28 protein-coding genes, 1 pseudogene and 1 riboswitch are annotated in these 23,949 nt (G+C 42.6%); of the genes and pseudogenes, 8 read left to right on the top strand and 21 right to left on the bottom strand.

Annotated elements, in window-relative coordinates:
- Window positions 1–68: 68 nt before the first annotated feature.
- The 8 genes from QA442_RS10855 to QA442_RS10820 all read right to left on the bottom strand — a co-directional run bounded on the left by QA442_RS10855 (window position 69) and on the right by QA442_RS10820 (window position 7,129).
- Window positions 69–602, bottom strand: a complete 534-nt coding sequence (locus QA442_RS10855) for a phosphatidylglycerophosphatase A family protein (protein ID WP_040082840.1) — start codon at window positions 600–602, stop codon at window positions 69–71.
- A gap of 17 nt (window positions 603–619) precedes the next feature.
- Window positions 620–1,231, bottom strand: a complete 612-nt coding sequence (locus QA442_RS10850) for a YpjP family protein (protein WP_095431549.1) — start codon at window positions 1,229–1,231, stop codon at window positions 620–622.
- Between the two features lie 260 nt (window positions 1,232–1,491).
- Window positions 1,492–2,274 carry a class I SAM-dependent methyltransferase gene (locus QA442_RS10845; RefSeq protein WP_095431548.1) on the bottom strand — a complete coding sequence of 261 codons (783 nt, stop codon included), beginning with the start codon at window positions 2,272–2,274 and terminating at the stop codon, window positions 1,492–1,494.
- A gap of 41 nt (window positions 2,275–2,315) precedes the next feature.
- Entirely contained in the window at window positions 2,316–2,750 is a 435-nt protein-coding gene (gene brxA / locus QA442_RS10840) for a bacilliredoxin BrxA (protein ID WP_003230794.1), read from the bottom strand.
- Between the two features lie 107 nt (window positions 2,751–2,857).
- The gene (gene ilvD / locus QA442_RS10835) at window positions 2,858–4,534 is read right to left on the bottom strand and encodes a dihydroxy-acid dehydratase (RefSeq protein ID WP_040082837.1); all 1,677 of its coding nucleotides are present in this window, start codon (window positions 4,532–4,534) and stop codon (window positions 2,858–2,860) included.
- A gap of 288 nt (window positions 4,535–4,822) precedes the next feature.
- On the bottom strand, window positions 4,823–5,956 hold the full coding sequence (locus tag QA442_RS10830; RefSeq protein WP_095431547.1) for a conserved virulence factor C family protein: 1,134 nt from the start codon (window positions 5,954–5,956) through the stop codon (window positions 4,823–4,825).
- Window positions 5,957–6,015: 59 nt separating this feature from the next.
- On the bottom strand, window positions 6,016–6,633 hold the full coding sequence (gene hdhQ / locus QA442_RS10825) for an Mn(2+)-dependent (deoxy)ribonucleoside pyrophosphohydrolase (protein ID WP_071580502.1): 618 nt from the start codon (window positions 6,631–6,633) through the stop codon (window positions 6,016–6,018).
- 13 nt (window positions 6,634–6,646) lie between these two features.
- On the bottom strand, window positions 6,647–7,129 hold the full coding sequence (locus QA442_RS10820) for a glutathione peroxidase (protein ID WP_071580501.1): 483 nt from the start codon (window positions 7,127–7,129) through the stop codon (window positions 6,647–6,649).
- A gap of 328 nt (window positions 7,130–7,457) precedes the next feature.
- Here QA442_RS10820 and metA point away from each other — a divergent pair, with 328 nt between their 5' ends.
- From metA to cspD, 4 genes are all read left to right on the top strand, one after another.
- The gene (gene metA / locus QA442_RS10815; protein WP_014664339.1) at window positions 7,458–8,363 is read left to right on the top strand and encodes a homoserine O-acetyltransferase MetA; all 906 of its coding nucleotides are present in this window, start codon (window positions 7,458–7,460) and stop codon (window positions 8,361–8,363) included.
- A 230-nt stretch (window positions 8,364–8,593) separates the two neighbouring features.
- Window positions 8,594–9,742 carry a diglucosyl diacylglycerol synthase gene (locus QA442_RS10810; protein ID WP_095431546.1) on the top strand — a complete coding sequence of 383 codons (1,149 nt, stop codon included), beginning with the start codon at window positions 8,594–8,596 and terminating at the stop codon, window positions 9,740–9,742.
- Between the two features lie 81 nt (window positions 9,743–9,823).
- Complete coding sequence (locus QA442_RS10805; RefSeq protein ID WP_139236111.1) at window positions 9,824–9,970, top strand: hypothetical protein; 147 nt, start codon at window positions 9,824–9,826, stop codon at window positions 9,968–9,970.
- Window positions 9,971–9,985: 15 nt separating this feature from the next.
- On the top strand, window positions 9,986–10,186 hold the full coding sequence (gene cspD, locus QA442_RS10800) for a cold-shock protein CspD (RefSeq protein ID WP_003153604.1): 201 nt from the start codon (window positions 9,986–9,988) through the stop codon (window positions 10,184–10,186).
- 51 nt (window positions 10,187–10,237) lie between these two features.
- On the opposite strand, the gene degR is transcribed toward cspD, so the two are convergent.
- Window positions 10,238–10,420, bottom strand: coding sequence for a transcriptional regulator DegR (gene degR / locus QA442_RS10795; protein ID WP_014664342.1), 183 nt, complete (start codon window positions 10,418–10,420; stop codon window positions 10,238–10,240).
- A gap of 155 nt (window positions 10,421–10,575) precedes the next feature.
- Here degR and QA442_RS10790 point away from each other — a divergent pair, with 155 nt between their 5' ends.
- Window positions 10,576–10,845, top strand: coding sequence for a DUF2564 family protein (locus QA442_RS10790; RefSeq protein WP_069149756.1), 270 nt, complete (start codon window positions 10,576–10,578; stop codon window positions 10,843–10,845).
- Between the two features lie 27 nt (window positions 10,846–10,872).
- Here the strand turns inward: QA442_RS10790 and QA442_RS10785 are convergent, their stop codons facing one another.
- Together QA442_RS10785 and QA442_RS10780 are read right to left on the bottom strand one after the other, a co-directional pair.
- Window positions 10,873–11,055, bottom strand: coding sequence for a zinc-finger domain-containing protein (locus tag QA442_RS10785; protein ID WP_004397944.1), 183 nt, complete (start codon window positions 11,053–11,055; stop codon window positions 10,873–10,875).
- Window positions 11,048–11,728, bottom strand: coding sequence for a ribonuclease H family protein (locus QA442_RS10780; protein ID WP_095431545.1), 681 nt, complete (start codon window positions 11,726–11,728; stop codon window positions 11,048–11,050). Before QA442_RS10780 ends, QA442_RS10785 begins: the two co-directional genes overlap by 8 nt.
- Window positions 11,729–11,810: 82 nt before the next feature.
- Here QA442_RS10780 and QA442_RS10775 point away from each other — a divergent pair, with 82 nt between their 5' ends.
- The 3 genes from QA442_RS10775 to sspL are packed head-to-tail and all read left to right on the top strand — an operon-like array spanning window position 11,811 to window position 13,068.
- The gene (locus QA442_RS10775) at window positions 11,811–12,500 is read left to right on the top strand and encodes a queuosine precursor transporter (RefSeq protein ID WP_040082830.1); all 690 of its coding nucleotides are present in this window, start codon (window positions 11,811–11,813) and stop codon (window positions 12,498–12,500) included.
- Window positions 12,500–12,898: a reverse transcriptase-like protein gene (locus tag QA442_RS10770; protein WP_040082829.1), complete on the top strand. Its 399-nt coding sequence runs from the start codon at window positions 12,500–12,502 to the stop codon at window positions 12,896–12,898. Before QA442_RS10775 ends, QA442_RS10770 begins: the two co-directional genes overlap by 1 nt.
- Window positions 12,899–12,939: 41 nt before the next feature.
- Entirely contained in the window at window positions 12,940–13,068 is a 129-nt protein-coding gene (sspL, locus tag QA442_RS10765) for a small, acid-soluble spore protein L (RefSeq protein ID WP_003218255.1), read from the top strand.
- Between the two features lie 7 nt (window positions 13,069–13,075).
- Here sspL and exnP read toward each other — a convergent pair whose 3' ends face one another.
- The 10 genes and pseudogenes from exnP to ypwA form a co-directional block, all read right to left on the bottom strand.
- Entirely contained in the window at window positions 13,076–13,966 is an 891-nt protein-coding gene (gene exnP, locus QA442_RS10760; protein WP_014664347.1) for a 5'-3' exonuclease ExnP, read from the bottom strand.
- A 97-nt stretch (window positions 13,967–14,063) separates the two neighbouring features.
- On the bottom strand, window positions 14,064–14,210 hold the full coding sequence (locus tag QA442_RS10755) for a hypothetical protein (protein ID WP_003230761.1): 147 nt from the start codon (window positions 14,208–14,210) through the stop codon (window positions 14,064–14,066).
- A gap of 75 nt (window positions 14,211–14,285) precedes the next feature.
- The gene (locus QA442_RS10750) at window positions 14,286–14,543 is read right to left on the bottom strand and encodes a YpbS family protein (RefSeq protein WP_040082827.1); all 258 of its coding nucleotides are present in this window, start codon (window positions 14,541–14,543) and stop codon (window positions 14,286–14,288) included.
- Between the two features lie 64 nt (window positions 14,544–14,607).
- Window positions 14,608–18,189, bottom strand: coding sequence for a dynamin GTPase (gene dynA, locus QA442_RS10745; protein WP_095431544.1), 3,582 nt, complete (start codon window positions 18,187–18,189; stop codon window positions 14,608–14,610).
- A gap of 175 nt (window positions 18,190–18,364) precedes the next feature.
- Window positions 18,365–18,454 (bottom strand): Fur-regulated basic protein FbpC, encoded by a 90-nt coding sequence (gene fbpC / locus QA442_RS10740; RefSeq protein WP_100069434.1) that lies wholly within the window; start codon window positions 18,452–18,454, stop codon window positions 18,365–18,367.
- 70 nt (window positions 18,455–18,524) lie between these two features.
- Window positions 18,525–19,031 (bottom strand): alkylpyrone methyltransferase, encoded by a 507-nt coding sequence (bpsB, locus tag QA442_RS10735; protein ID WP_279474354.1) that lies wholly within the window; start codon window positions 19,029–19,031, stop codon window positions 18,525–18,527.
- 3 nt (window positions 19,032–19,034) lie between these two features.
- Window positions 19,035–20,132: a type III polyketide synthase BpsA gene (gene bpsA / locus QA442_RS10730; RefSeq protein ID WP_255220403.1), complete on the bottom strand. Its 1,098-nt coding sequence runs from the start codon at window positions 20,130–20,132 to the stop codon at window positions 19,035–19,037.
- A gap of 72 nt (window positions 20,133–20,204) precedes the next feature.
- A pseudogene (pbuX, locus tag QA442_RS10725) lies at window positions 20,205–21,522 on the bottom strand (xanthine permease PbuX).
- Window positions 21,519–22,103: a xanthine phosphoribosyltransferase gene (gene xpt, locus QA442_RS10720; protein WP_279474353.1), complete on the bottom strand. Its 585-nt coding sequence runs from the start codon at window positions 22,101–22,103 to the stop codon at window positions 21,519–21,521. Before xpt ends, pbuX begins: the two are co-directional and overlap by 4 nt.
- Before the next feature lie 90 nt (window positions 22,104–22,193).
- A riboswitch (purine riboswitch) is annotated at window positions 22,194–22,294 on the bottom strand.
- Window positions 22,295–22,434: 140 nt separating this feature from the next.
- Window positions 22,435–23,940, bottom strand: a complete 1,506-nt coding sequence (gene ypwA, locus QA442_RS10715; protein ID WP_279474352.1) for a carboxypeptidase — start codon at window positions 23,938–23,940, stop codon at window positions 22,435–22,437.
- Between the last annotated feature and the right edge of the window lie 9 nt (window positions 23,941–23,949).

Here is a 23,949-nt window from a genome sequence, read left to right as displayed (position 1 = left end):
AAAGTAGTCTTCTTGTAGTGTAACACAATAAAAAATCATTCCTGGGTTCAGAAATGATTTTTTTATAGTCAGCTGACGACAGGCTTTTCATCCTGTTCTTTTTCTTCATCTTGCAGATCCTGATGCGTATGCGCAATTCTGCTCGCCGCTGCTGCAGCAAGAGCTGCCACAATATCATCCAAAAAGGTGTGAATACCGTCTGGACTTTCATCAAGTTCCTTAATAATACCAATCTTCTCTTTATCCAAATAACCGAAATTGGTCAAGCCGATCGACCCGTACACATTAACGATTGAAAGCGGGATGATTTCATCTATGCCGTAAAGCGGTTCATCTGTTTCAACAAGATGCTGCAGCGGTTCGGGGAGAAGCTTTTGTTCTGCAAGCTGATCGAGTGCAAGTCCTGTCAAAACAGCATGAATAATTTCACGTTTGTTCAAGACTTTTTCTACATTCTCCATGCAAACACTGAGCGGCAGGTTTGGATTGTATTTTTCCTGAAGTTTTTGAACAATGCGTGCAATATCTTCTATCATAACGCCCCGTTTATTCAGCATATCTTTTGTTATATTGACCATTTCATTCATTGTGTACTTTTTCATGTCTAATGGCATCTCCTTTAGGCACTCATCCAGTTGGGAGGCGTGTTGCGGTCCCAGTAAATGCTCCCAAGCTCATGATGTGATTGAAATCCATCTTCTGCTGTATGATAATGAAAATTAAACCAGTAGCCGTCATGAGGCGGATGGTCTCTGCGCACATGGAATCTGAGAAGATCTTCTCCAGTTGTCCGATGGTAAACGTTGAATATTTTTTCCGTTTTGCCTGCTGAAGGCATGCTTGAGATCACAACATCTTGATACGCCTCATCATCTTGAAATGTCGCTAAATAATCACTAATCACATTTTCGATTTTTGGCAGGATCTCTTTCCGATAATCATCTTCAATGACCGGAGCGATTCTGCTGCCGAATTTTAAAAAGGACTGATCCTCAGCGCTGTCAAGGAGCTGTTCCTTGTACGATTGAAAAAGCAGTTCAGGATCTCGCCTGTCATCCGACTCATCATCGTACAGGTCATGCTCATCATAAAAAGCGGTGTAATCATTCTGCTCAAGACTGCTCGGCTGTCCGGAAGGCTTGTCCGCCATAAGAGCAGCCGGAGGAGATACGAGCCCGAACGTCACAATGGTAAATAAAACCACAAGGGTCTTTCTCATCCACAATTTCATGACTGCTTATTCCTCTCTATTTTATTGTCATGTTTCTCTTATTTTAGCACATCCAAAACATTCAAGTCATGTACTATATGAAACTGATACACAAATTAGGAGATTCGTTGCTATGCACTTTGTGTAAAAACGCTTACAATATTCTGTGAAAGGAGGCTTTCCGCATGATTGACGCTCTGTTTGCCACAGTTTCACTCTTGACATTGTTATACTTTGTCGTCATGGAAGTCACCGATTAACAGAAAATCCCGTGATATGAATCACGGGATTTCTTTACTTGCCTGAATGACACCATAATGGAACAGTGCTGTTTTTCTTTTTATGACATGAAAACCAAACTGTTCAAACCGCGGGCTTTTCCAGTGGTCTTTTAGCACAACACTTTTTCTGGCAATACGTACCGCTTCCTTGATACACTCTTCGTGCAAAACGGAATCCTCAGCCAAATCGCGTAAAGGCGCAATACCGTCAGAGGTCTCTACAGGTTCATGAAACATTGGATCGAAGTAAACCACATCAACAGAGCCGTCAGGAAGCTGCTTGATGTATTCTAAGCAATCACCGCTCTTCACCTGGATTCTTCTCATCGCTGCTTGAAGCTCTTCTATACCTGTTTCCCATGAATGCAGCCCCGTCCTCACTAAAACGGATACAAGATGGTTTTTTTCCACCCCAACCACAGACCCCGTTTCGCCTACCGCCATACTTGCGATAATGGCATCTGACCCCAGCCCGAGTGTGCAATCTAAAAACGTATCCCCTTCCGATAAACCGGCAGCCCGAAGCATCGGCTCTTGCTCACCGCGTAAGAAGCGTTTGGCTCTGAACATCGCAGTATTCGGATGAAAAAAGAATTTGGCACCTTGTTTCGTAAATAGCTCAAATCGCTCTTTGCCGACCACAAGCAAATCACGTTCAGCTGACTTCAGCAGGTTTTCAACCGTTTGTTTATTTCGGCCGCAGTATGGCATATTTAGCTCTTTAGATAGCTGCTTTGCAGTTTTTATGGTGTGTTCAGACGGTCTATAGCTTGTTGTTATCATCTTCTGTACTCCCAAAAAGAAAATGCCCGGAAAACGGGCATTTAGCAGTGTGCATCAAAGGCAGCAGTCAGATTTTTCATAATTTCTTCCATGTCGTGTCCTTCAATTTCATGACGCGGAATAAAATGTACAACTTCTTTGCCTTTCAAAAGAGCCATTGACGGCGAAGAAGGCTCTTGGCCAGTAAAATACTCACGCATTTTTGCAGTAGCTTCTTTATCTTGGCCCGCAAATACAGTCACCGTATTGTCAGGCGTTTTGTCATTCTGGAGAACTGCCTGTGTTGCTGCAGGACGTGCCAGGCCTGCGGCGCAGCCGCATACAGAGTTAACGACTACAAGAGTTGTGCCCTCTGCCTTTTCCATAAAGTTTTCTACTTCTTCCGCTGTTGTTAACTCTTCAAAACCTGCTCCAGTCAGCTCACGGCGCATCGGTACGACAAGCTGACGCATGTATTCTTCATAAGCCATTGACATAAAAAAAGCCCCCTCTAGTATCCTTCATCTGAAGTAAAGGATACTATAGAGAGGGCCGGATTTCAAATGTTCACGCCTTAAAATACAGAAGTAAGTGTCCTCACCTGCTAGATTTTCATGATACCGCCAGTGTTGGCACTTGTCACAAGCTTAGAATAACGTGCCAGGTAGCCGGTTTTCACTTTCGGTTCAAAACCTTTCCAGTTTGCTTTCCGTTTTTCCCACTCTTCTTCTGGCACTTGTACATCCAAGATGCGTTTTTCAATATCAACGATAATATGGTCTCCGTTTTCAACAAAGGCAAGCGGTCCGCCCTCAGCGGCCTCAGGGGATACGTGACCGATGGAGAGCCCACGGGAGGCTCCGGAAAAACGTCCGTCCGTAATCAATGCCACTTTTGGTCCGAGTCCCATTCCAACGATTTGAGATGTTGGCGCCAGCATTTCCGGCATGCCAGGTCCCCCTTTTGGCCCTTCGTATCTGATAATGACAACGTCGCCTTCTTTTACTTTTCGGTTGATAATGCCGTCAAGTGCCTCGTCCTGAGAATCAAATACGACAGCCGGCCCTTCGTGTCTTGTAATCCCATTCTGTACGCCGCCCGTTTTAATGATAGCGCCGTCCGGAGCCAGATTACCGAATAAAACAGCAAGACCGCCCTTTTCAGTAAATGGCTGATCCAATGGATGAATAACGTCATAATCCTTTATTTCATGTCCCGCAATGGTTTCTCCAAGAGTTTTTCCTGTAACAGTCAGCGCATCTAAATGAAGCGCTCCTTCTTTCTTGGAAAGCTCATTCAGAGCCGCTGACACGCCGCCCGCTTCATGAAGATCTTCAATAAACACATCCGATGCAGGCGCCAGCTTGGCCAAGTGCGGCACGCGCTCAGCGACTTCGTTAATGCGTTCTAAAGAGTATTCAACGCCGGCTTCGTTTGCAAGGGCAAGGGTATGAAGAACGGTATTTGTAGAACCTCCGAGCGCCATATCGAGTGCAAACGCGTTATCAATCGCTTTTACTGTAACGATATCACGCGGTTTGATATCTTTGCGAATCGTTTCCATTAATTGCGCAGCCGATTTTCTCACAAACTCTTTGCGTTCCGGAGATGTCGCCAGAATGGTTCCATTACCCGGCAAGGCAAGACCAAGTGCTTCTGACAGACAGTTCATTGAGTTCGCCGTAAACATGCCTGAGCAAGACCCGCACGTTGGGCATCCGAACTGCTCTAGTTCTTGAAGCTCGTTTTCGTTGATTTTCCCTGCTTGGTAGGCGCCTACCCCTTCGAATACTGAGGAAAGAGAGATTTTTCGCCCGTCACTTGTTCTTCCTGCCGCCATCGGCCCGCCGCTGACAAAAATCGTCGGAATGTTGATGCGCATTGCCGCCATAAGCATTCCCGGCGTGATTTTGTCGCAGTTCGGAATACAGACCATTCCGTCAAACCAGTGTGCGGATACAACCGTTTCCACAGAGTCAGCGATGATTTCACGGCTTGGCAGCGAATATCTCATACCAATATGCCCCATCGCGATGCCATCATCTACTCCAATGGTATTAAATTCAAATGGCACGCCTCCTGCTTCCCTGATTGCTTCTTTCACAATTTTTCCAAATTCCTGCAAGTGAACATGACCGGGAACGATATCAATGTATGAATTACACACCGCGATAAACGGCTTGCCGAAATCCTCTTCTTTTACACCAGCTGCACGAAGCAAACTGCGGTGCGGAGCTCTATCGATTCCTTGTGTGATCATGTTACTGCGTAATTCTGCCATGGTGATCCCCCTAAATTCTTTCAATTGTTAGATTGGATTTTATTTTAACAATTTTCAGTTTATTTATGGGCTGTTTTTGCAAAAAAGATAATTTAAGGCCGCCCTCGCCTTGGTTTGTTCTTTTGTGTTTTTATATTTATATAGCTTTCTGTCGATTTGAACCCTCCAACTATTAATATTGTTACTTACTATAAATAGTTTTCGAACATTTTTCAACAATATTCGAAATAATTTTTATAAAAAGTGAATTCACATAAAAAAGGTGCATGATCTGCACCTTTTTCATCTCTATTCACCCTTTTTTCTGCTCTCTGTCATTTGTTTCCAAACAGACCCTTTTGCTTCTTCTCCATGTTCAATGCGCTCAAGCGCCATTTTCACTTGAAGGCTGACCTCAAATTCGGGATCATCTTCGGCAGCGCGCAAAGCTTCAATTGCACTTTCATCGCCGACTTCGTACAGGAACATAGCCGCACGCCAACGAACAAGCTTGCTGGAGTCGCTTAACGACTTGATCATAGCAGGAATGGCTTGAGGATCGCCGATATCAGACAGGCAGTCTCCGGCCGTTCTTCTGACTGAGACCGCTTTGTCCTCAAGTGCTTTATACAATAGAGGAAGAACAACAGGTGTTTCAATCATTCCTAAGTACACAACAGCCTGTCTTCTGATGGACACCTTTGGATCATCCAATGCCCTCTGTAAAACCGGGATATCCTCTTCTTTTGGATCCATCTGTTCCAGATGCGCATAACGCTTTTTCCAGTCCTCATCATCAAGCATGTCGAGCGTTACTTTATACGCTTTGCGCTGTACTGCTTGTTTTGCTTCGCTCTTTCCTTGAGCAGCTGCTTCTGTCAGTCGTTTCAGCCGTTCATCACTGTATGCCGCCTGAAGCTCTTCTGTCACGTCATGGCCGATTTCATTAAAGTCGCCGAATCTGACACCTTGTTCTTTCCAGGCCCGCTCAAACACAACATTTGAAGCTTCAGATCTGAGTTTTAAGATCGCCTGCTGAAAGCGCTCAGGTAAGCCGAAGCGCTCTTCCCGCTCCCCATCCGTCAATTTAACTTGCATAGGAATGCCGCTGAACATCTGCACAAAAACTTTTACCTCCCCAAAAGATTCTTGTTCAGAGCGGTTTTCTTCTGCGCTTTCAGCACTTTTCATCCCAAATGCAGTGCGGACTTGCGGTAAAATGTCTTTCCAGTCGTATCTTGCATTCCGTTCAACAGCTAGAAAATCTGCGACGTGATATACCCCTTTAACTCCATCTATTTTAAGGATTTCCGCTATAACGGGCGGTGCGCCTTCTGCTTGCTCAGGTTTATAGTTATTGCTTTTGCCCGCCGGAAGCTCTTCCGTTAAGATGACTTTCATTGTATTCGGGCTTGGTGTAGGTTCAATTGATTTTATCTTCATGATCGTCCTCCTATAGCATATCTGTGACTTATTCTATCACAGTCGTTCCAAGCCTTCTATCACGACGTTTTGGCATCAATCCCGGGTATGTCTTTTTCTAATTGGCGGACAAACTGAAGCATAAAATCGTGTCTTTCTTCTGCCAATTCCCGTGCAGTGTCTGTATTCATCATATCTTTCAGCCGCAGCAGCTTATGAAAAAAATGAGCGTAGGCACTTTGATCATCTCCATAAAGGCCATACCCTTTTGCGCCCGCAAACATGAAAGCTCTCGCAATGCCGACAGCACCAATCGCATCAAGTCTGTCAGCATCCTGTACAGCTTTTCCTTCAATTGAGAGCGGCTCCTTCGCCAATTTCCCCCTGTCCCGAAAGGACATCCTTGTTATAATATGAATCACTCTGTCAGCATCCTCTTTTCCTACCCCGAAAAAAACGAGCTGATCATACACTTCGCTCACAGAAAGCCTGACCGTGTCAGGCAGCTTCACATCAATTAAATCATGAACCAAAGCTGCCGTTTCAACAATGAACAAATCCGCTTTTTCCTTTTCTCCAATATACACAGCAAGATCTGCAACTCTTGATACATGATGATAATCATGTCCAGAGCTTTCGCCAGTCAGGATAGATTGAACCCATGTCCTGATTTGCTCTGCCTGCTTCAATTTCTTCACAAAAACACCCTCTTCATTGCCCTAATAGCTTCACGATAGCATCTTCCAGCTCTTTCGGATTTGTATTTGGTGAATAACGGCCAACGATTTCTCCATTTCTATCCACTATAAATTTCGTGAAATTCCACTTAATTGCCTTAGTTCCCAGCATTCCTTTTGCATGCTCTGTCAAATACACAAACAGCGGATGGGCGTTTTTTCCGTTTACATCCACTTTTGAAAACATGGGAAACGTAACACCGTAATTTGTTTCACAAAATTCCTGTATGTCAGCCTCTTCTCCAGGCTCTTGGTTCATAAATTGATTGCAGGGAAACCCTAAGATCTCAAGCCCCTCCTGCTGATATGTATCATATAATTCCTGCAGCTGCTTCAATTGGGGAGTAAAACCGCACCTGCTTGCAGTATTCACGATCACCAGTACCTTTCCCGTGAAAGGCTGAAGTGTCATGTCTTTCCCTGTTATTGTACGTACCTTCATATGATATATAGACATGTAATTCCCTCCTATGTCCCTGGTGAATATTTTATCTTTTTTTAAATTTCAATTCAAAATGTAAACATCAATTAAGAAACTTGACGACATGAGCAGTCGTTTATTTTCAATTCCTAGGGTTCGTTTTTATCTTATCATTCTATAAAACATTTCAATTCCCTCCGACATCATGGAAAATCATTTTCTGTGAAACCAAAAGATGTGTCAGTGCGTTTATATAAAGAGTTTTCTGTTGTTTCCCCCCTCAACACGTATAGATAGATTGAAAATTGGCGTGAAAATTCCTATAATGAAGAAAATTAAACGGGGAAATAATGGAGGTGGCACGTTGCCTATTAATATACCAACACACCTGCCGGCAAAACAGGTGCTTGAAAGTGAACATATATTTGTAATGGATGAAAGCAGAGCATTTCATCAGGATATCCGGCCGCAAAAAATTATTATCTTAAATTTGATGCCGAAAAAAATCCAAACAGAGACTCAGCTTCTCAGATTGCTTGGAAATTCGCCTTTACAGGTTCATTTCACATTTTTAATCCCAAGCACACACACGCCGAAAAACACTGCAAGAGAACACCTTGACGAATTTTACACGACTTTTTCCAATATCCGTCACAAGAAGTTTGACGGAATGATTATCACCGGTGCGCCGATCGAGCATTTGGCGTTTGAAGAGGTTTCATATTGGGAAGAGCTCAAGGAAATCATGGAGTGGAGCAAAACAAATGTTACTTCAACCATGCATATTTGCTGGGGCGCTCAAGCAGGTTTGTATTACCATTATGGTGTGGAAAAAATTCAAATGCCGAAAAAAATCTTCGGTGTGTTCGAGCATACCGTTCTTTCAAAACACGAAAGATTGGTAAGAGGTTTTGACGAGCTATACTACGTGCCGCATTCCCGGCATACAGATATAAATATGGAACAGCTTCAAGCAGTGTCCGAGTTAAACATTCTTACCGCATCAAAGGAAGCCGGGGTTTGCTTAATTGTGTCTAAAGACGAAAAACAAGTCTTTTTGACAGGGCACCCTGAATATGATACAAATACGCTTCTTCAAGAGTATGAAAGAGATTTGGAACGAAACCTTTCTACTGTCGAGGCGCCTAAACATTATTTTGCAAAAGGCAGCAACGAGCCAGTGAATCGCTGGAAAGCGCATGCCACATTATTGTTTATGAACTGGCTGAATTATTACGTTTACCAAGAAACTCCTTATGAATGGGACTAATTTTTCTTATTTTAGTGATACGCTGAGCAAAAAATATGATAAAATACATCTGATTCAGTCTGCCTATAACAAAAATTTAAAATACTGGAATCCAAATCATTTAAAATTAGCTTAACTTTTTCACTGCATTAATAATTCGATTATGTATTTGTGTTATGTTTATGTATAGACAATAACTCCTTACGATGCATGAAGCTTGCTTGTTGTTGATTACATTGAGGTGAATTTACTTGAATACCAATAAAAGAGTATTAATTTTGACTGCAAATTACGGAAATGGACATGTGCAGGTAGCCAAAACACTTTATGAACAATGTGTAAGGCTCGGCTTTCAGCATGTAACAGTTTCTAATTTGTACCAAGAGTCAAATCCGATTGTTTCAGAGGTAACTCAATACCTTTATTTAAAAAGCTTCTCAATCGGGAAACAGTTTTATCGTTTGTTTTATTACGGAGTTGACAAAATCTATAATAAACGTAAATTCAATATTTACTTTAAAATGGGTAATAAAAGATTGGGCGAACTTGTTGATGAACATCAGCCCGATATTATTATTAATACATTTCCGATGATTGTCGTGCCGGAGTACAGACGCCGAACAGGAAGAGTCATTCCTACCTTCAATGTTATGACTGATTTTTGCCTTCATAAAATTTGGGTTCACGAGAACGTGGATAAATATTATGTGGCGACAGATTACGTGAAGGAAAAACTGCTGGAGATCGGCACTCATCCAAGCAACGTAAAAATCACAGGAATTCCAATCAGGCCGCAATTTGAAGAATCCATGCCGGTTGGACCGATATATAAAAAGTACAATCTTTCGCCAGACAAAAAAGTGCTTCTGATCATGGCAGGTGCCCACGGTGTATTAAAGAACGTAAAAGAGCTGTGCGAAAACCTTGTCAAAGATGAGCAAGTGCAAGTGGTTGTCGTGTGCGGGAAAAATACGGCTTTAAAAGAATCTTTGAGTCCGCTTGAGGCGGAAAACGGTGACAAATTAAAAGTTCTGGGCTATGTGGAGCGCATTGATGAGCTATTCCGGATCACAGATTGCATGATTACTAAACCAGGCGGCATAACTTTGACTGAAGCAACTGCCATCGGTGTGCCTGTCATTCTGTACAAACCTGTGCCTGGCCAGGAAAAAGAAAATGCAAACTTCTTTGAAGACCGCGGAGCTGCCATCGTCGTGAACCGACATGAGGAGATTCTCGAGTCAGTCACTTCCCTTCTTGCAGATGAAGATACCTTGCAGCGCATGAAGAAAAACATTAAGGGCCTTCATTTAGCAAACTCCTCTGAAGTCATTTTAGAGGATATCCTGAAAGAATCAGAAATGATGACAGCCAAACAAAAGACCAAAGCGCTATCTTAATGGCGTACTTGAGAGCATACGAAAACCGTGTGCTCTTTTTATTTATATTCAGCCATTAATAAAAGCGGTTACATTTTTTTCGTGAAACTCACCTTCCTTTTCAAAAATAAGCCGATTCGCAACTTGACGGGTGCTCCCAGATGGTGTATAGTTGAACCATCATTTAACAATGAATCAAAGTTAAATGATGACAAAATTTTTTTTAGCACATGGGTGCTACAGTACTAGGAGGAATTAAGCAATATGCAAAACGGTAAAGTAAAATGGTTCAACAACGAAAAAGGATTCGGCTTCATTGAAGTTGAAGGCGGAGACGATGTATTTGTTCACTTCACAGCTATCGAAGGAGAAGGATACAAATCATTAGAAGAAGGACAAGAAGTTTCTTTTGAAATTGTCGAAGGTAATCGTGGACCTCAAGCTTCTAATGTTGTAAAACTCTAAACTCAATACATGATGATGAGATGACAAATAGAGGAGAGGCATTCGCCTCTCCTATTTGATTTTCATCTGGATTTCAATCGCCAAAATGTTTTGTTTGCACCTCTGTTCAATCTCTTCAACATACTTTTCCATTGACGGTTTTCCTTTTTTCGCGATATCCGCCAGTTCTTCTAAATCACTGTATATTTCTATAAATGTTTTGTGAAGGATCGACTTCAAATCTTTATCATCCATAGCTGCGTTCCCCTTCTCTATCAAGATACCTCAAATAGTAAAACAGTCCTATTATTTCTGGTTCAATAGTTATATCGGCTTATTTTTATTTTATTTGCTATTTTGGTACATAAATTTCAAAAAAACTCTGCAAAATAATTGTGGAGGTGTTTTTGTTGACTTCAAAATTCCATAATGAGGATCAGACTGGCTTTACGGATAAGCGGCAGCTGGAACTAGCAGTGGAAACAGCGCAGAAAACAACAGGAGCCGCGACGAGAGGCCAAAGCAAAACATTAGTCGACTCAGCATACCAAGCCATTGAGGATGCTAAAGAACTGTCACACTCTGAAGAGCTGGCAGCTCTCGACGATCCTGAATTTGTAAAGCAGCAACAGCAGCTGCTGGATGACAGCGAGCATCAGCTCGATGAATTCAAAGAATAAAAACCGCAGCTTCTGCGGTTTTTATTTTTAGTGATTGGTTAAGACATCTCCGTATGCTTTCAATTTTTCACCAACCGTACATTTATTGATACAAAATGAATGTGCATAAGTTTTGCCAAATTCTTTGCGAAATTGCTTCTTAATAAAACAGTCTTTGCAATATTCATCGTGCAGTTCTGTCAGTTCTTTAAAGATCATTTTCTTATCCAATATCGTCATCTCCGTTACGGTCTAATTTCGTGTGGCTTTCTACGAATTGATGGGATAGAATTTTTTTAGCGAGGCCATCAGCTTCCTGGTTGTCTTTCCGTTGTATCGTTTCGTAGGTTGGAGTAAGCTTCAGTGATTCAAGGAGTGCTTCTATTTTGTCCAGCCATTCATTATGAGATGGATCATAGCAAGGCCAGCTGCCGTCAAGCTGATTCAGTACAACAAGTGAGTCCCCTTTGATTGTAATTGAATTTCTGCTTGCCCCAAGCTCTCTTACTTCTCTTATTGCTTCATAAAGTGCCGCATATTCAGCTTCATTATTGGTTTTCAGCCTAAAGCTTTTATTTTTTCTCAAACGATGCCGGACTCCTCCCAACGAATAATAGATGACAATCCCTAGACCCGCAAGTTCGCTCTCCTTATCGAAACTGCCATCAAAATAAACAGTGATGTTATCAGGCTCTTGAGCAAGCTCCTCGGTCAGCTTTTCCAATTCCTTCAGCGTCCAGCTGCCGCCTTTCTCGTCTTCGAACTCCAGCTCTTTCATGTATGGAAAACGTCCAAGATCTCTGGCGAGCATACGTGCCTGCTGTGCTGTCAGCCAGTCTTCGCTGAAAAATGAGACGGATCCCGTTCCTTTTGCTTCTATTTTTAAATGCGGTCTGAGCTTCATTACGATCACCTTACCATTCATTAGTTGCCGGGCTTATGCTATAATCAAACCAATCTTACCCCGGAAAGGAAGCTTTTTCATCTTGTTTAATAATTCGTTTTGGATCTTTTTTGCGATCATTCATTTTATCATTGTTCTTTTATTTTATAAAGGATTTGGCAAAATGGGACTGTTTGTTTGGATCGGTTTTGCGACAGTCTGCGCCAACCTCCAAGTCGTCAAAACAGTGGAACTGTTTGGCTTAACAGCGACACTCGGGAATGTGATGTATGGCACAATCTTTTTTGCGACAGATGTACTGAATGAAAAATACGGGCCGGCTGAAGCCAGAAAAGCGGTATGGCTCGGATTCTCAACGCTCCTGACGCTGACATTTGTCATGCAGGGCGTGCTGCTTTTCGAACCGGCTTCCAGCGACATATCACAAACAGCGCTTGAAACGATTTTTGGATTCCTTCCGCGAGTTGCGTTAGGAAGTCTGCTTGCTTTTATCTTCAGCCAAACGCTGGATGTTTATGTATATTCGGCAATTAGAAGGATATTTCCTTCTGATCGGCTTTTATGGCTCAGAAACGGCGGCAGTACAGCAGTCAGCCAGTTGTTTGATACATTCATATTCACTGCTGTCGCTTTTTTCGGCATTTATCCGGCAGACGTTTGGCTTCATATTTTTATTTCTACATATTTGATTAAGTTTGCGGTATCTTTAATTTCATTGCCTTATGCTTATGCAGCCAAAAAAATGATACCTAATGATGAAAGGAGTTCATAATGCCTACAGAAATATATGTAGACGGCGCAAGCGCTGGTAATCCCGGGCCTTCCGGTATCGGCATTTTTATCAAACATGAGGGGAAAGCAGAATCTTTCTCTATTCCAATCGGAGTGCATACAAACCAGGAAGCGGAATTTCTTGCATTAATTGAAGGGATGAAGCTATGCGCAACGCGCGGGTATCAATCGGTTTCCTTTCGAACGGATTCAGATATTGTGGAGCGCGCCGCTGAGCTTGAAATGGTTAAAAATAAAACGTTTCAGCCGTTTGTAGAGGAAATCATCCGTTTAAAAGCAGCTTTCCCTCTTTTTTTCATCAAATGGATACCGGGCAAGCAAAACCAAAAAGCCGATCTCCTGGCAAAAGAAGCAATTCGGCTGAATGAAAAGAATTAAATCTTAGTCATTGGTTCATCCTAATGGCGAGGTGAACTAACATGAAAAAGAAAGATAAAGGCCGGCTGACTGGCGGCGTTACTCCGCAAGGCGACCTGGAAGGCAATACACATAATGACCCTAAAACAGAGCTTGAGGAAAGGGCAAAAAAAAGCAATACAAAACGCTAGAGAAGATCTATACGATCTCTCTAGCGTTCAGCTTTTCAAGCATGCGCTCAATTCCTTTAATTTGATGGCGGCGAAGCATTTGAGCCGCCTGCTCCATTTGCAAAGTAAATAAAGCGTCTTTCAGTGTGCAGACCAGCGGCACAGAGCAATGAATTTCCGCAAGCTTCCTCGACATCTCCAAATCACTTAAACCTTGCTGAATTTTTCCCTGCTGTCCCTTTGGAAGAAGAGAAAGATTTTCCAATAAACGGTCAATCGTTTCATATTCACGAATCAGTTTGTAGGCTGTTTTTTCTCCAATCCCTTTGACGCCGGGATAGTTATCACTGGAATCACCCATAAGCGCTTTAATATCAATCAAAGCTTTCGGCATTACCCCTGTTTCTTCATAAAAAGTCTCTTTTGTATAGACTTTATAATTTCCGATTCCTTTTTGAAGCAGAGCAACGCTTACTTTATCCGTTAGCAGCTGGAGTAAGTCTCTGTCCCCTGTTACGACCGTAATGTCTGCTTCATTTGCAAATAAATCGGCAAGAGTTCCAATACAATCATCTGCTTCATAACCGGCAAAGCCAATATTCATGATCCCAAGCTCAGCGGCTGCTTCCTTTGCCAAATCAAACTGCGGGATCAGTTCCACAGGCGGTGCGCTGCGGTTTGCCTTATAATCTTGAAACAAGTCATTACGATACGTTTTGCTCCCCATGTCCCAGCAGCAGACGACGTGTGTCGGCTGGAATGTTTCCACGGCTGTAATCAAATGCTTTAAAAAGCCGTTGACACCGTTCGTCGGCACCCCGCTGTCATTTATCATAAAGTTGCGATGTACGGCCGTGGCAAAAAAAGCCCGAAATAAAAGAGCCATACCGTCAACCAGCAATAGTTTATTATTATTCATCTGATAACTCCCTTTTCTTTCATTCCTTCTATTTTAGCATAAAGCGGCCCAAAATAAAAAACAGTATCTCTAATAAAGAGATACTGTTTGGGTATCATCAGTCGTTGTGTCTTTTGTTGCTGGCGATCAGCTTCTCAGCTTCGCGTCCTGCGTAAGAGTCAAAATGGGTTTGAAATCCGTTTTTCTTTTTGGCATTGTTATTCGCCTGTGCATTTCTGTTTCCCAGCTTTGTTCTGCCCAACATGAATCCCCCCCTTACGTCGGATGCCCATAGTATGTGCATCCGGCAGGAGATTCAATCGCGGCAGGATCATCCAGCTTACACGCGGCTTGCGTATTCTCTGACCATTTCTTTTGATACAAGCCGTCTTGTCGGGACTATGCCTTTTTTAGCGAGCTGATTCATTTGCTCGGTGATGTCATTAATAGCGTCTGTAGTAAAAGGCTCATCGTTTTTGCATTTAGCAACAGCTTCTTCAATGGCCATTTCACGCATATTTTCAAGACGCATAAATGCTTTGATATGCTCGTGCTGTTTTGATGAATGTGCTGAAATTGCTTTATGTACCTCTGACATTAATCGTTCATCTCGCTTTTTTCTATTTAGTCTATCATGACCTGACATACAAGCCAACTGAATTTTACATTTTTATTGCATTGTCTGAACTTTTCCAGGAGATGCACGCTTGGTACGCCATTTCAATCTCTTTCGCATGTTCCCCTTCTGCATATCCTTTGAAATACGTCTCTTTTTGATCCGTTATTTGCGCGATTGCCTTTTCAGCCATATCTTCCTGTAAGCGTCTGAGGTGAGCTGTGTAATGAGAGATCAGGCTCTCTTCTTCATTTTTTATCCATGCCTCTGTGATTTTCGTAAGTTTCATCCGTACAGCTTCGATAAAGGCCGATTTTCCTTTTTGCTCAAAAAACTGCTTCGGTGATTTGACCTCTTTTAGTTCCTTTTCAAAAACACGTTCTTCCATTTCTGGTTCAACTTCCTTCAGCTGTATGCCGCTCAAATGCTGATCACCCGCATAAATGGAAAAATAACCGTCTGCGTTTAATGTTTTTTGAAAGTTATCCAGCCATTCTTCTGTGATATGCCGTTCGATGAAACCGCTCATGCGAACATCAAGCGTTTTGATTTCCTGAATATATTCAAACTGGTATTCATGCAAGGCTGTTGTCATCGCCTTACTCACATTCTTTTTCCAATCCCCGTTTTGCAGCCCGGGATGAAATGCCGATTTTAATAAATCATTTGCAAAATACGATAATCGCTGTGTAATGTGATAAAGCTGCTCTCTTGTATCTTTTTTCACTTTCTCAATGATGGTTACTGAGTTCCGCCGTTTCTCGATACCGGCAACTGCCTGCTCAAATGACAGCATGAGACGCTGTTTCTGCGCTTCCTTCTCTTCTATGGACTGATGCTGGGATTTGTGAAGCTGGAAAACAGTTTCGCATAGTTTGTCTGCTTCCAAACTGAGCTGTGCAGCTGACGCTTTTTTAACGTCCACTTCGATAAACTGATCTAAGTGTTTTCTTACTTTAGGGAACTGATTATAAAATGATTCTGGTTTTCCCAGCAGCTCCTCCTTACTTGAAACGGTAAAGAGCTGCGGCTCATAAACCCCTTCTTTTACAAGCTCTGCGCTGACATAATCGGTCACTGTTTCAAGCTCTGTTTTATCTTTTGCAAGGTCTGCGGCATTAATAACGAAAAACATTTTATCCATGCTGAGCGATTCTTTCACAAGTCCGAGCTTCCGTAAAAATGAACGATCTCCTTTTGAAAAGGAGTGTTGATAATAGGTCATATAAAAAAATGCATCCGCATCTTTGATATATTGGAATGCCAGCTCTGTATGCCGTTTATTCATGCTGCTCGCGCCGGGTGTATCAACAATCGTAATTCCTTTTTCAGTGAGTGGGCATGTATAGTAGACCGTTACCTCTTTCACAGCACAGGCCGTTGTTTCCTCTGCTACATACGGCTTTAATTCAGACAGCGGAATCGTTAATATATTCTGTTCCTGTATATACTGCTGATACCTCTCGTATGCAAGCACGAAATTTCTGATCAATTTCACGTGCTCTTCTTGCAGCCTGTTTTTTTTGTCTGCCTTTTCCCACTTCTCTGTGAAGGAACGACCTGCGGGTTCTTTTGATATTCCGGTGAGCTGCAAAATTTCAGCTGTTATGTCATCCTCCGTCTTAAATACTACATCCGCTGTTTTGTTTAGGCTGCCATTGATTGGCTTTGTGATTTTGTTAATTGTCGCTGTGGTTGGCGTTGGTGAGGATGGCAGCACTCTTTCGCCGACAAGCGCATTGGCAAAAGATGATTTTCCCGAACTGAAGCCCCCAAAAAGAGCAAGTGTAAATTTCCGTTCCTCAAGCCGTTTAATCCTATCACGAAACGCTGAAATATGCTTTGACAACATGCTGCTTTCGCCTAAAACATCAGACAAAGTGTAAAAGCGATTGATTTGGTCTTGAAGCGGCAGTTCTTGTTCTATTTTGATTTCTGAATTCGGCATCTGCTGCTCCGCCAGCTGGCCTCGGCCTTGTTTCTGTTCTGGAGCCGCCACTCTTTTTTTCTTCAATTTAAACCATTCTGTGTCTATATGCATCGGGCATTCGGACTCTTCTTCCCAAATGGCCCACAGGCGATTGATTTTCTCGTGGGCATGATTCTCTAAACGAGCCTGTTCTTGAAGAAGGACAAGTTTTTCTGATTCTTGGGCGAGCCGGTCGTTAATCGTTTGCACATCTTTGGAAACACGCTCTTTCACCATAGCGGAGAGTACCTTTATGATGTCTGCGGCCTCTCTTTTCGCCTCTTTCCGGACCAGCTCTGACAAGTCTTTTGTATATTGCAATACATATTCAGAAGAAAAGGCTGCACCTTGCTTGACCGCGCGTTCAATGATGCTTATATCAAGCGGAGTGCGATAGGACTGAATCAGCTTTTCACTTTTAGCGTCATGGACATCAAATACTTTGGCGAGTTTATGGAGCGTGTCTATTATGTGCCAATCCGCTTCGGCCTCTGTTCGTTTGGTCACATCAGAGAAAAAATCATTCCGCCTTTTATCTCTTTCTTGTACAGTTTTCGCTTTAGAAAAGAAAAAGCCGGTTTTAAAAGAAGGCTTTTGTGACTCTAAAAATGCAGCCGCCAATTCACGCATTTCAAAAGGCGTCAGGTTGGCGTTTTTTAAAATACGATTGATTTCTTCCTGCATCCTCTTCTCTGCCTCAGCCGCTTGATTTGCAGCCCCATCCAATTGATCACGCAGCGATTGGACCAGTCCAGTTTGGATGTGAAGCTGTTCAGCGAAACTCGGGCCGTCTGTTTCGTCTTTCTTCAGCATTTCCGTATGTTCCTTCAGCAGATTACGGATCTTTTGTTCGGTTAAAGCCTGCAGATTGTTTTTTGATTGCTTTTCTATTCTTTTTAACTCTTCTCTCAAAGCCCCAATCTGATTAAACGGGTGATCAGGTTCTGTTACTGACGTAAAATAGAGCGCTTCCTTTGAAATCCCTTCATTGCAAAGCATCTCCTCTACCTGTTTTTTATAGTCTCCAAAGTTTGTCTCCGTCTCGTCATGGCGGTCAATTTGATTAACGATAAAATACACATTCGGAATGTTTTCTTTAATTGATCTGAGAAACTTTACATTTTCCTCAGCGTGTACGTGATTATAGTGAACAACGTAAAACAGCGCATCCGCCTGGTGAAGAATAGAAGCAGCCGATAGAAAATGCGCATCATCTGTTGAATCGATCCCTGGAGTATCAATATACGCAACCCCGGAATCGATCTCAGTATACCTGTCAAAAATTTCGACGCTTTCAATCTGTTCACCGTCTTTGCAATATTGCTGAACCTTGTCTTTCTGGTAAGCCCCTTCCAGCTCAGCACACGCTCCGTCTGTTGTATGAAGCCGAACTCGCTTTTCCCCGTTTCTGATCACAACAAGGTTAGCGCTCGTTGGGATCGGGCTTGTCGGTAAAATATTCTCCATTAACAGGCAGTTCAGCAGTGATGATTTCCCCGCTGAATAGTGCCCCGTAAACGCGATATAAACCTCTTCATCTGCCGCTTTTTTCATGACCGCAGCCAGTTTAGCAGCCCTTTGTTCATCTTGATTCTCAATAAATTGCTGATAAAGTTCCCCAGTTTTGTGCAAAAGCTCGTTTCTGTTATGTTCTGTCATAAGCCTGTACCCCTTTGTGCCGTTTCAATTGTGAACCTTTTTCGAAAGGTCTGAATTCATTCCCTTTTCATTTTACACAAGAATAAACTAAATTTCTTTAGGAGAATAGAAAAAAGCCGCCATTACGGCAGCTTCTATAAAAGAAAATCTGCAACTTTTACAAGTTCCAGATTCATCAAACAGATTTATTAGAGATTCCTTTTAATACAAAACCAATTAATACACTATATGTACAAACCGCGCCGAGCAAAAACAGCATTGTCATTTGATTCACCATCCTGATTGAGAATCTTTTTCAAATTCATTTTAACATGAGTGAGAATGATTTTCAATCGCTATTTTACACTGTATTCCTGTAGTGCCTTGTCTTCTGCACGAATTCTGACGGTTAACAACACGGCATTGAAAATGGAAAACAGACACATGGTGACATACGCTTGATAAAGCAGCGGAATCAGCAAAATTTCAAGTATAACAACAGCATAGTTTGGATGTTTCATCCATTTATAAGGACCTTTTTTTACAAGCTCCGCACCTGGAACGACAAGGATTTTCGTATTCCAATATGCTCCCAAGGAACAAAGCGCCCAATATCGCACTGCCTGTACACTTAAAATAACTGCGGCGATACCGATCCACCAGCTTGACGGCTGTTTATTCATTAGCAGCACTTCAGCAATTAAAGACATAAAGAAAAGGATATGCATCGTAATGATATACGGATAGTGGCTCTCGCCAAATTCAATTGCTCCTTGCTTCTTTACCTTTTGTTCATTTTGTCTGGCTACTGCCATTTCTGCTGCTCTTTGAACAATGAGAGTGGAGATCAACAACCAAAACATAAGTCAAGCCCCCTTTTCCCAGCTGAATAATAGCAGTTCTGATGAGAAACCCGGCCCTAATGCGCCAATCAGTCCCCGTTCAGCTTCCTTTTTATGTCCGTTCTGCAGATGGTCTTTGACCACATACAAGATTGTGGCTGAAGACATATTTCCGTGTTTTCGCAATATGTTTTGCGCTGATGAAAGCTTTTCTGACGACAGTCCAAGACTTTTGATGTATGCGTCGATCACTTTTTTTCCGCCTGGATGCGCCAAAAAAACACTTATATCACAGAATGACAGCCGATGTTTGTCCAAAAAAATCTGTACATTTGTTTTGAGCCAATTTTCTACCAAAGTTGGTATGTCTCGTGAGAAAATGACTTTGAATCCTTGATCGGTAAAGTCCCAGCCCATGACATCTTCTGATTGTTTCATCAAAACAGATTGGGAGTCTGTTATCTTCGGGGCAAGCTTCAGTTTGGACACCGTGCGTTCTGCCTTCTCTCCGCATAATAACGCTGCGGCAACGCCGTCACCAAATAGCGAGGTGCCGATCAGATTGCTTTTCGTTTTATCTTCCGGCTGAAATGTGAGGCTGCACAGCTCAGCAGCAATGACAAGCACAAAAGCCTCCGGATACGCTTTGCAGTATTCGGCTGCGCGCGCAAGCCCGCTGGCCCCTCCTGCACAGCCTAAGCCCCAAATCGGAATCCGCTTCGTATATGGAGAAAACGGAAGTTCATTCATAAGCCGCGCCTCGATACTCGGTGTGGAAAGACCTGTGCTGGAGACGAAAAAAACCGCTTCCACTTTCTCATAAGGAATGGCTTCTTGAACAAATTCAGGGTGAGAGAGGCACTCACGAACAGCCTCCCTGCTGTGCTTAAGTGTTTCTTCTATGTATATTTGATTTTTTTCTTCAAAACTGTGCTCCTCTTTATACCATTCAATCGGCTTAACAAACTGTCTCGAATGGATTTGCCCGTTTTTAAAGGAGGATAACAGCCGGTCAATATCTTTAAAGGAATGCTGAAACATATAGCGGGCGAACTCAGCCGCTTTCTTTTGATTTACATCATATACAGGAAGACTTGTTCCAATGGATAAAATAAACGCCATGCAATCACCTCTTTGCATACATTGTGCCGCAACGATCTTTTTTATATGCAAAAAAACTCCGCCGCGGCGGAGTTAGACTGCTGTTTTTTGTTCCGTAAGGTCAGCTTCTTGTTCTGTTTTTTTGGCTTTAGAAAATACGTTATATACAATATTTAAGACAACTGCAGTGAAGCTGCCCGCTACAATGCCATTCGTTGTAAGAAGCGTAAGTGCACTCGGAAGCTGTTTGAAAATATCCGGCACAACGGTCACACCGAGTCCCAAACCCACTGAGCAGGCAACAATCAGCAGATTTTCCTGTTTCGCAAAATCAATGCGGCTAAGCATTTTAATTCCGTAAGCGATCACCATTCCAAACATCGCAACCATTGCACCGCCCAAAACAGCAGATGGAATAATCGTCGTGAAAGCAGCGATCTTTGGAAACAGCCCGAATGCCATTAAGATCACACCTGTGACCACAATGACAGCATTTTTTTTGATTCCTGTGAGCTGAACAAGCCCGACATTTTGAGAGAATGCCGTGTAAGGAAAAGCGTTAAAAATACCGCCCAGAAGCACAGCCAGCCCTTCAGCGCGATAGCCTTTAGACAAATCTCTCTCTGTCAAACGGCGGTTTGTCAGGTCACCTAAGGCGAAGTAAACACCAGTAGACTCCACAAGACTGACAATTGCAACGATGGACATCGTAATGATAGGCGCTGCATGAAAAGACGGCGCTCCGAAGTAAAATGGCTGAATCATTTGTACAACTGCCGCATCCGACACATTATCAAATTGAACTTTCCCCATAAAATAAGCGATGAAGGTCCCAATCAAAATACCGATCAAAATCGATACGGACTTGATAAAGCCTTTTGTAAAACGGTATAGAAGCACAATGATACTCAAAACGATAAAAGCAAGTGCAAGGTTCGAGAGATCTCCGAAATCTGCACTTCCTTCTCCGCCGGCCATGTTATTCATGGCAACCTAAGATCAAAGTAATACCGATAATCGTAACAACAGAGCCTGTCACAACCGGCGGAAAAAACGAGACGAGCTTTCCAAAGAAAAATGAAATAAGTATGACTAGAATGCCTGAAGCAATAATGCTTCCGTAAACCGTCGAAACCCCGTATTCAGATCCAATCGCAATCATAGGCGATACCGCTGTAAATGTACAGCCAAGCACTACCGGAAGTCCGATCCCGAAAAAGCGGTTGCTCCATACTTGCAGAAGTGTAGCCACACCGCACATAAAAATATCAATCGATACTAAGTAGGTCAGCTGTTCAACAGTCAGTCCCATTGCGTTTCCGACAATCAGAGGAACGACAATGGCACCGGCATACATGGCAAGAACATGCTGAATCCCTAATGACAGCGTTTTTTCGAATCCATTTTTCATGAATGAACCTCCTGTACGAAGGACACTTTCCCTTCTTCTAAAGACCGAATTCTTGCCAAAGATTCCACTCGGTAGCCCAGTTTTACAAGTTCATCTCTTCCCGGCTGAAATGACTTTTCAATCACAATGCCAATTCCTGCAATAGAAGCACCCGCTTGCTTCACAATTGACGCGAGCCCGTGTGCTGCCTGTCCATTTGCCAAAAAATCATCGATAATCAGCACATGGTCCTGATCCGACAGGTGGGTCCCAGACACTGCGATTTGGCTTTCTGTTTGCTTCGTAAATGAATAAACGGACGCTGTCAGTAAGTTGTCAGTAAGTGTTAATGATTGATGCTTTCTTGCGAAGACAACAGGTACACCCAGCTTCAAGCCAGTCATTACAGCTGGAGCGATACCTGATGATTCGATTGTCACAATTTTGGTAATACCGTCTTGTGCAAACCTGGTCGCAAATTCGTCACCAATTTGCTGCATAAGCAGCGGATCAATTTGATGATTCAAAAAAGAATCCACTTTCAATACTTGATTTGATAATACGGCGCCTTCTTCCTCTATCTTCCTTTTCAGTGCTTCCATCCAGTCTTACCTCCGTTATGAGAATAAAAAAAGCATTGCCCGCTCAAATAAAGAGCAAGCAATGCTGATATAACAAAAAACCGTACATATGCGGTTCCATTGCTCACCCATAGTCGGGACATTTACGGTGCCCGGTAGAAACTTGCGTGCCATATCCACGCGATTATATGAGTGTTCCTATGATATTGTAATAAATTATATCAAGATTCTAATCTCTTGCATAGGCTGAAAGTGAAAATTTCCGAACTTTATTTTCTTTATTTTAGATATCATTCGTATTTAAAAGGAATCCGATCATAAAAAGCCTGGCAGCCGCGCCGCCAGGCTTTGATTATGCCAAATAGAGATTTGAATATTTGGTTGATAAATAGTCAATTAAATAGCGAACGTTCAGTTCTTCTCCTGTCGCATCTTTAATAATGTCTAACGGCTTTTTCCGTTTTCCATGAATATGCACCTTTTCCGTCAGCCATTGCTTTATCGGATGAAATTCCCCTCTTTCTAGAAGAGCGTCAAATTCAGGGAGATCCTCAAGCATTTTTTGTTTCAGCTGAGCCGCATACATGTAGCCGAGCGCATAGGATGGGAAATAACCGAAATCTCCTCCTGCCCAATGGACGTCCTGTAAAATCCCCTCTGCGTCCGTCTGCGGTGTAATCCCTAAATAATCTTGGTATTTTTGATTCCAAAGCGATGGCAGTTCTTCTACAGACACTTCATTGCTGAAAATCGCTTTTTCAATTTCATAACGGATGATGATATGAAGAGGATACGTCAATTCATCCGCTTCAACCCTGATAAATGAAGGTTTTGATTCATTGATTGCACGGACAAAATCATCCAGGGAGATGTCCTTGAACTGTTCAGGTGATGCCTCTTGAATTTTCTTATAGTACGGTGTCCAAAAATGCTTGTTGCGGCCGATAAAATTCTCGTAAAATAATGATTGAGATTCATGAATTCCCATTGATGCACCGTCTGACAAGTTCGTGCCGCTCAGTGCTTCATCAATATTTTGCTCGTATATCGCGTGCCCGCACTCATGAATGGTGCCAAAGATTGCCGTCCGAAAATCTTTTTCATCATATCTCGTCGTGACTCGAACGTCTCCCCGGTTCAGCGTAGTTGCAAACGGATGAACGGTTTCATCAAGTCTTCCGCCATCAAAATCGTAGCCAAGCTCCTGTAAAAAATACAGACTGAGCTCTTTTTGCTTTTTTTTCGGGAACGCTTTTGTAATAAAGCTTGTATCTGGTTTATTTCCGGAAGCTGTCACCTGTTTAACAAGAGGGATAATCGCTTCCTTCAGCTCAGTAAACAGCTGATCAAGCACCTTTACCGTGACGCCGGGCTCAAACAAATCAAGCAATGCATCATAAGGATGCTCTTGATATCCCCAGTACGTAATAAAACGTTTATTACATTCAATCAGCTGTTCTAAATAAGGAGAAAATAAGCTGAAATCAGATTTTCCTTTCGCTTCCTCCCACGCTGTTTCTGCCTTTGAACACAGAATCACGTATTCTTTATATTCAGCCTCAGGGATTTTCTTATTCTCTTCATACTCTTTTTTCGCCAGTTCAACCGCTTTTTTCGTATCTTCTGACAAGTCATCAATTCGTTCATACAAGGCATCGATTAGCTCTTTCATTCGATCGGATGTCTGGATATTGAATATATCTGTTGAAAGCTGGCCGATGCTTTCAGCCCGGTCCTCTGAGCCGTTTTTCGGCGCGCCTGTTCTGGAGTCCCAGTGCATTAACGCGACTGCTTCGCTGTAATGTGAAATTCGTTTTAAAAGATCAAAAAATTCCTTTTCATATGTATGTATCTCCATATCCATTCC

The sequence above is a fragment of the Bacillus stercoris genome (assembly GCF_029772985.1).
Taxonomy (GTDB): domain Bacteria; phylum Bacillota; class Bacilli; order Bacillales; family Bacillaceae; genus Bacillus; species Bacillus stercoris.
The sequence above is the reverse complement of the archived record's forward strand: the minus strand, read 5'-3'. Positions and strand labels throughout refer to the sequence as shown.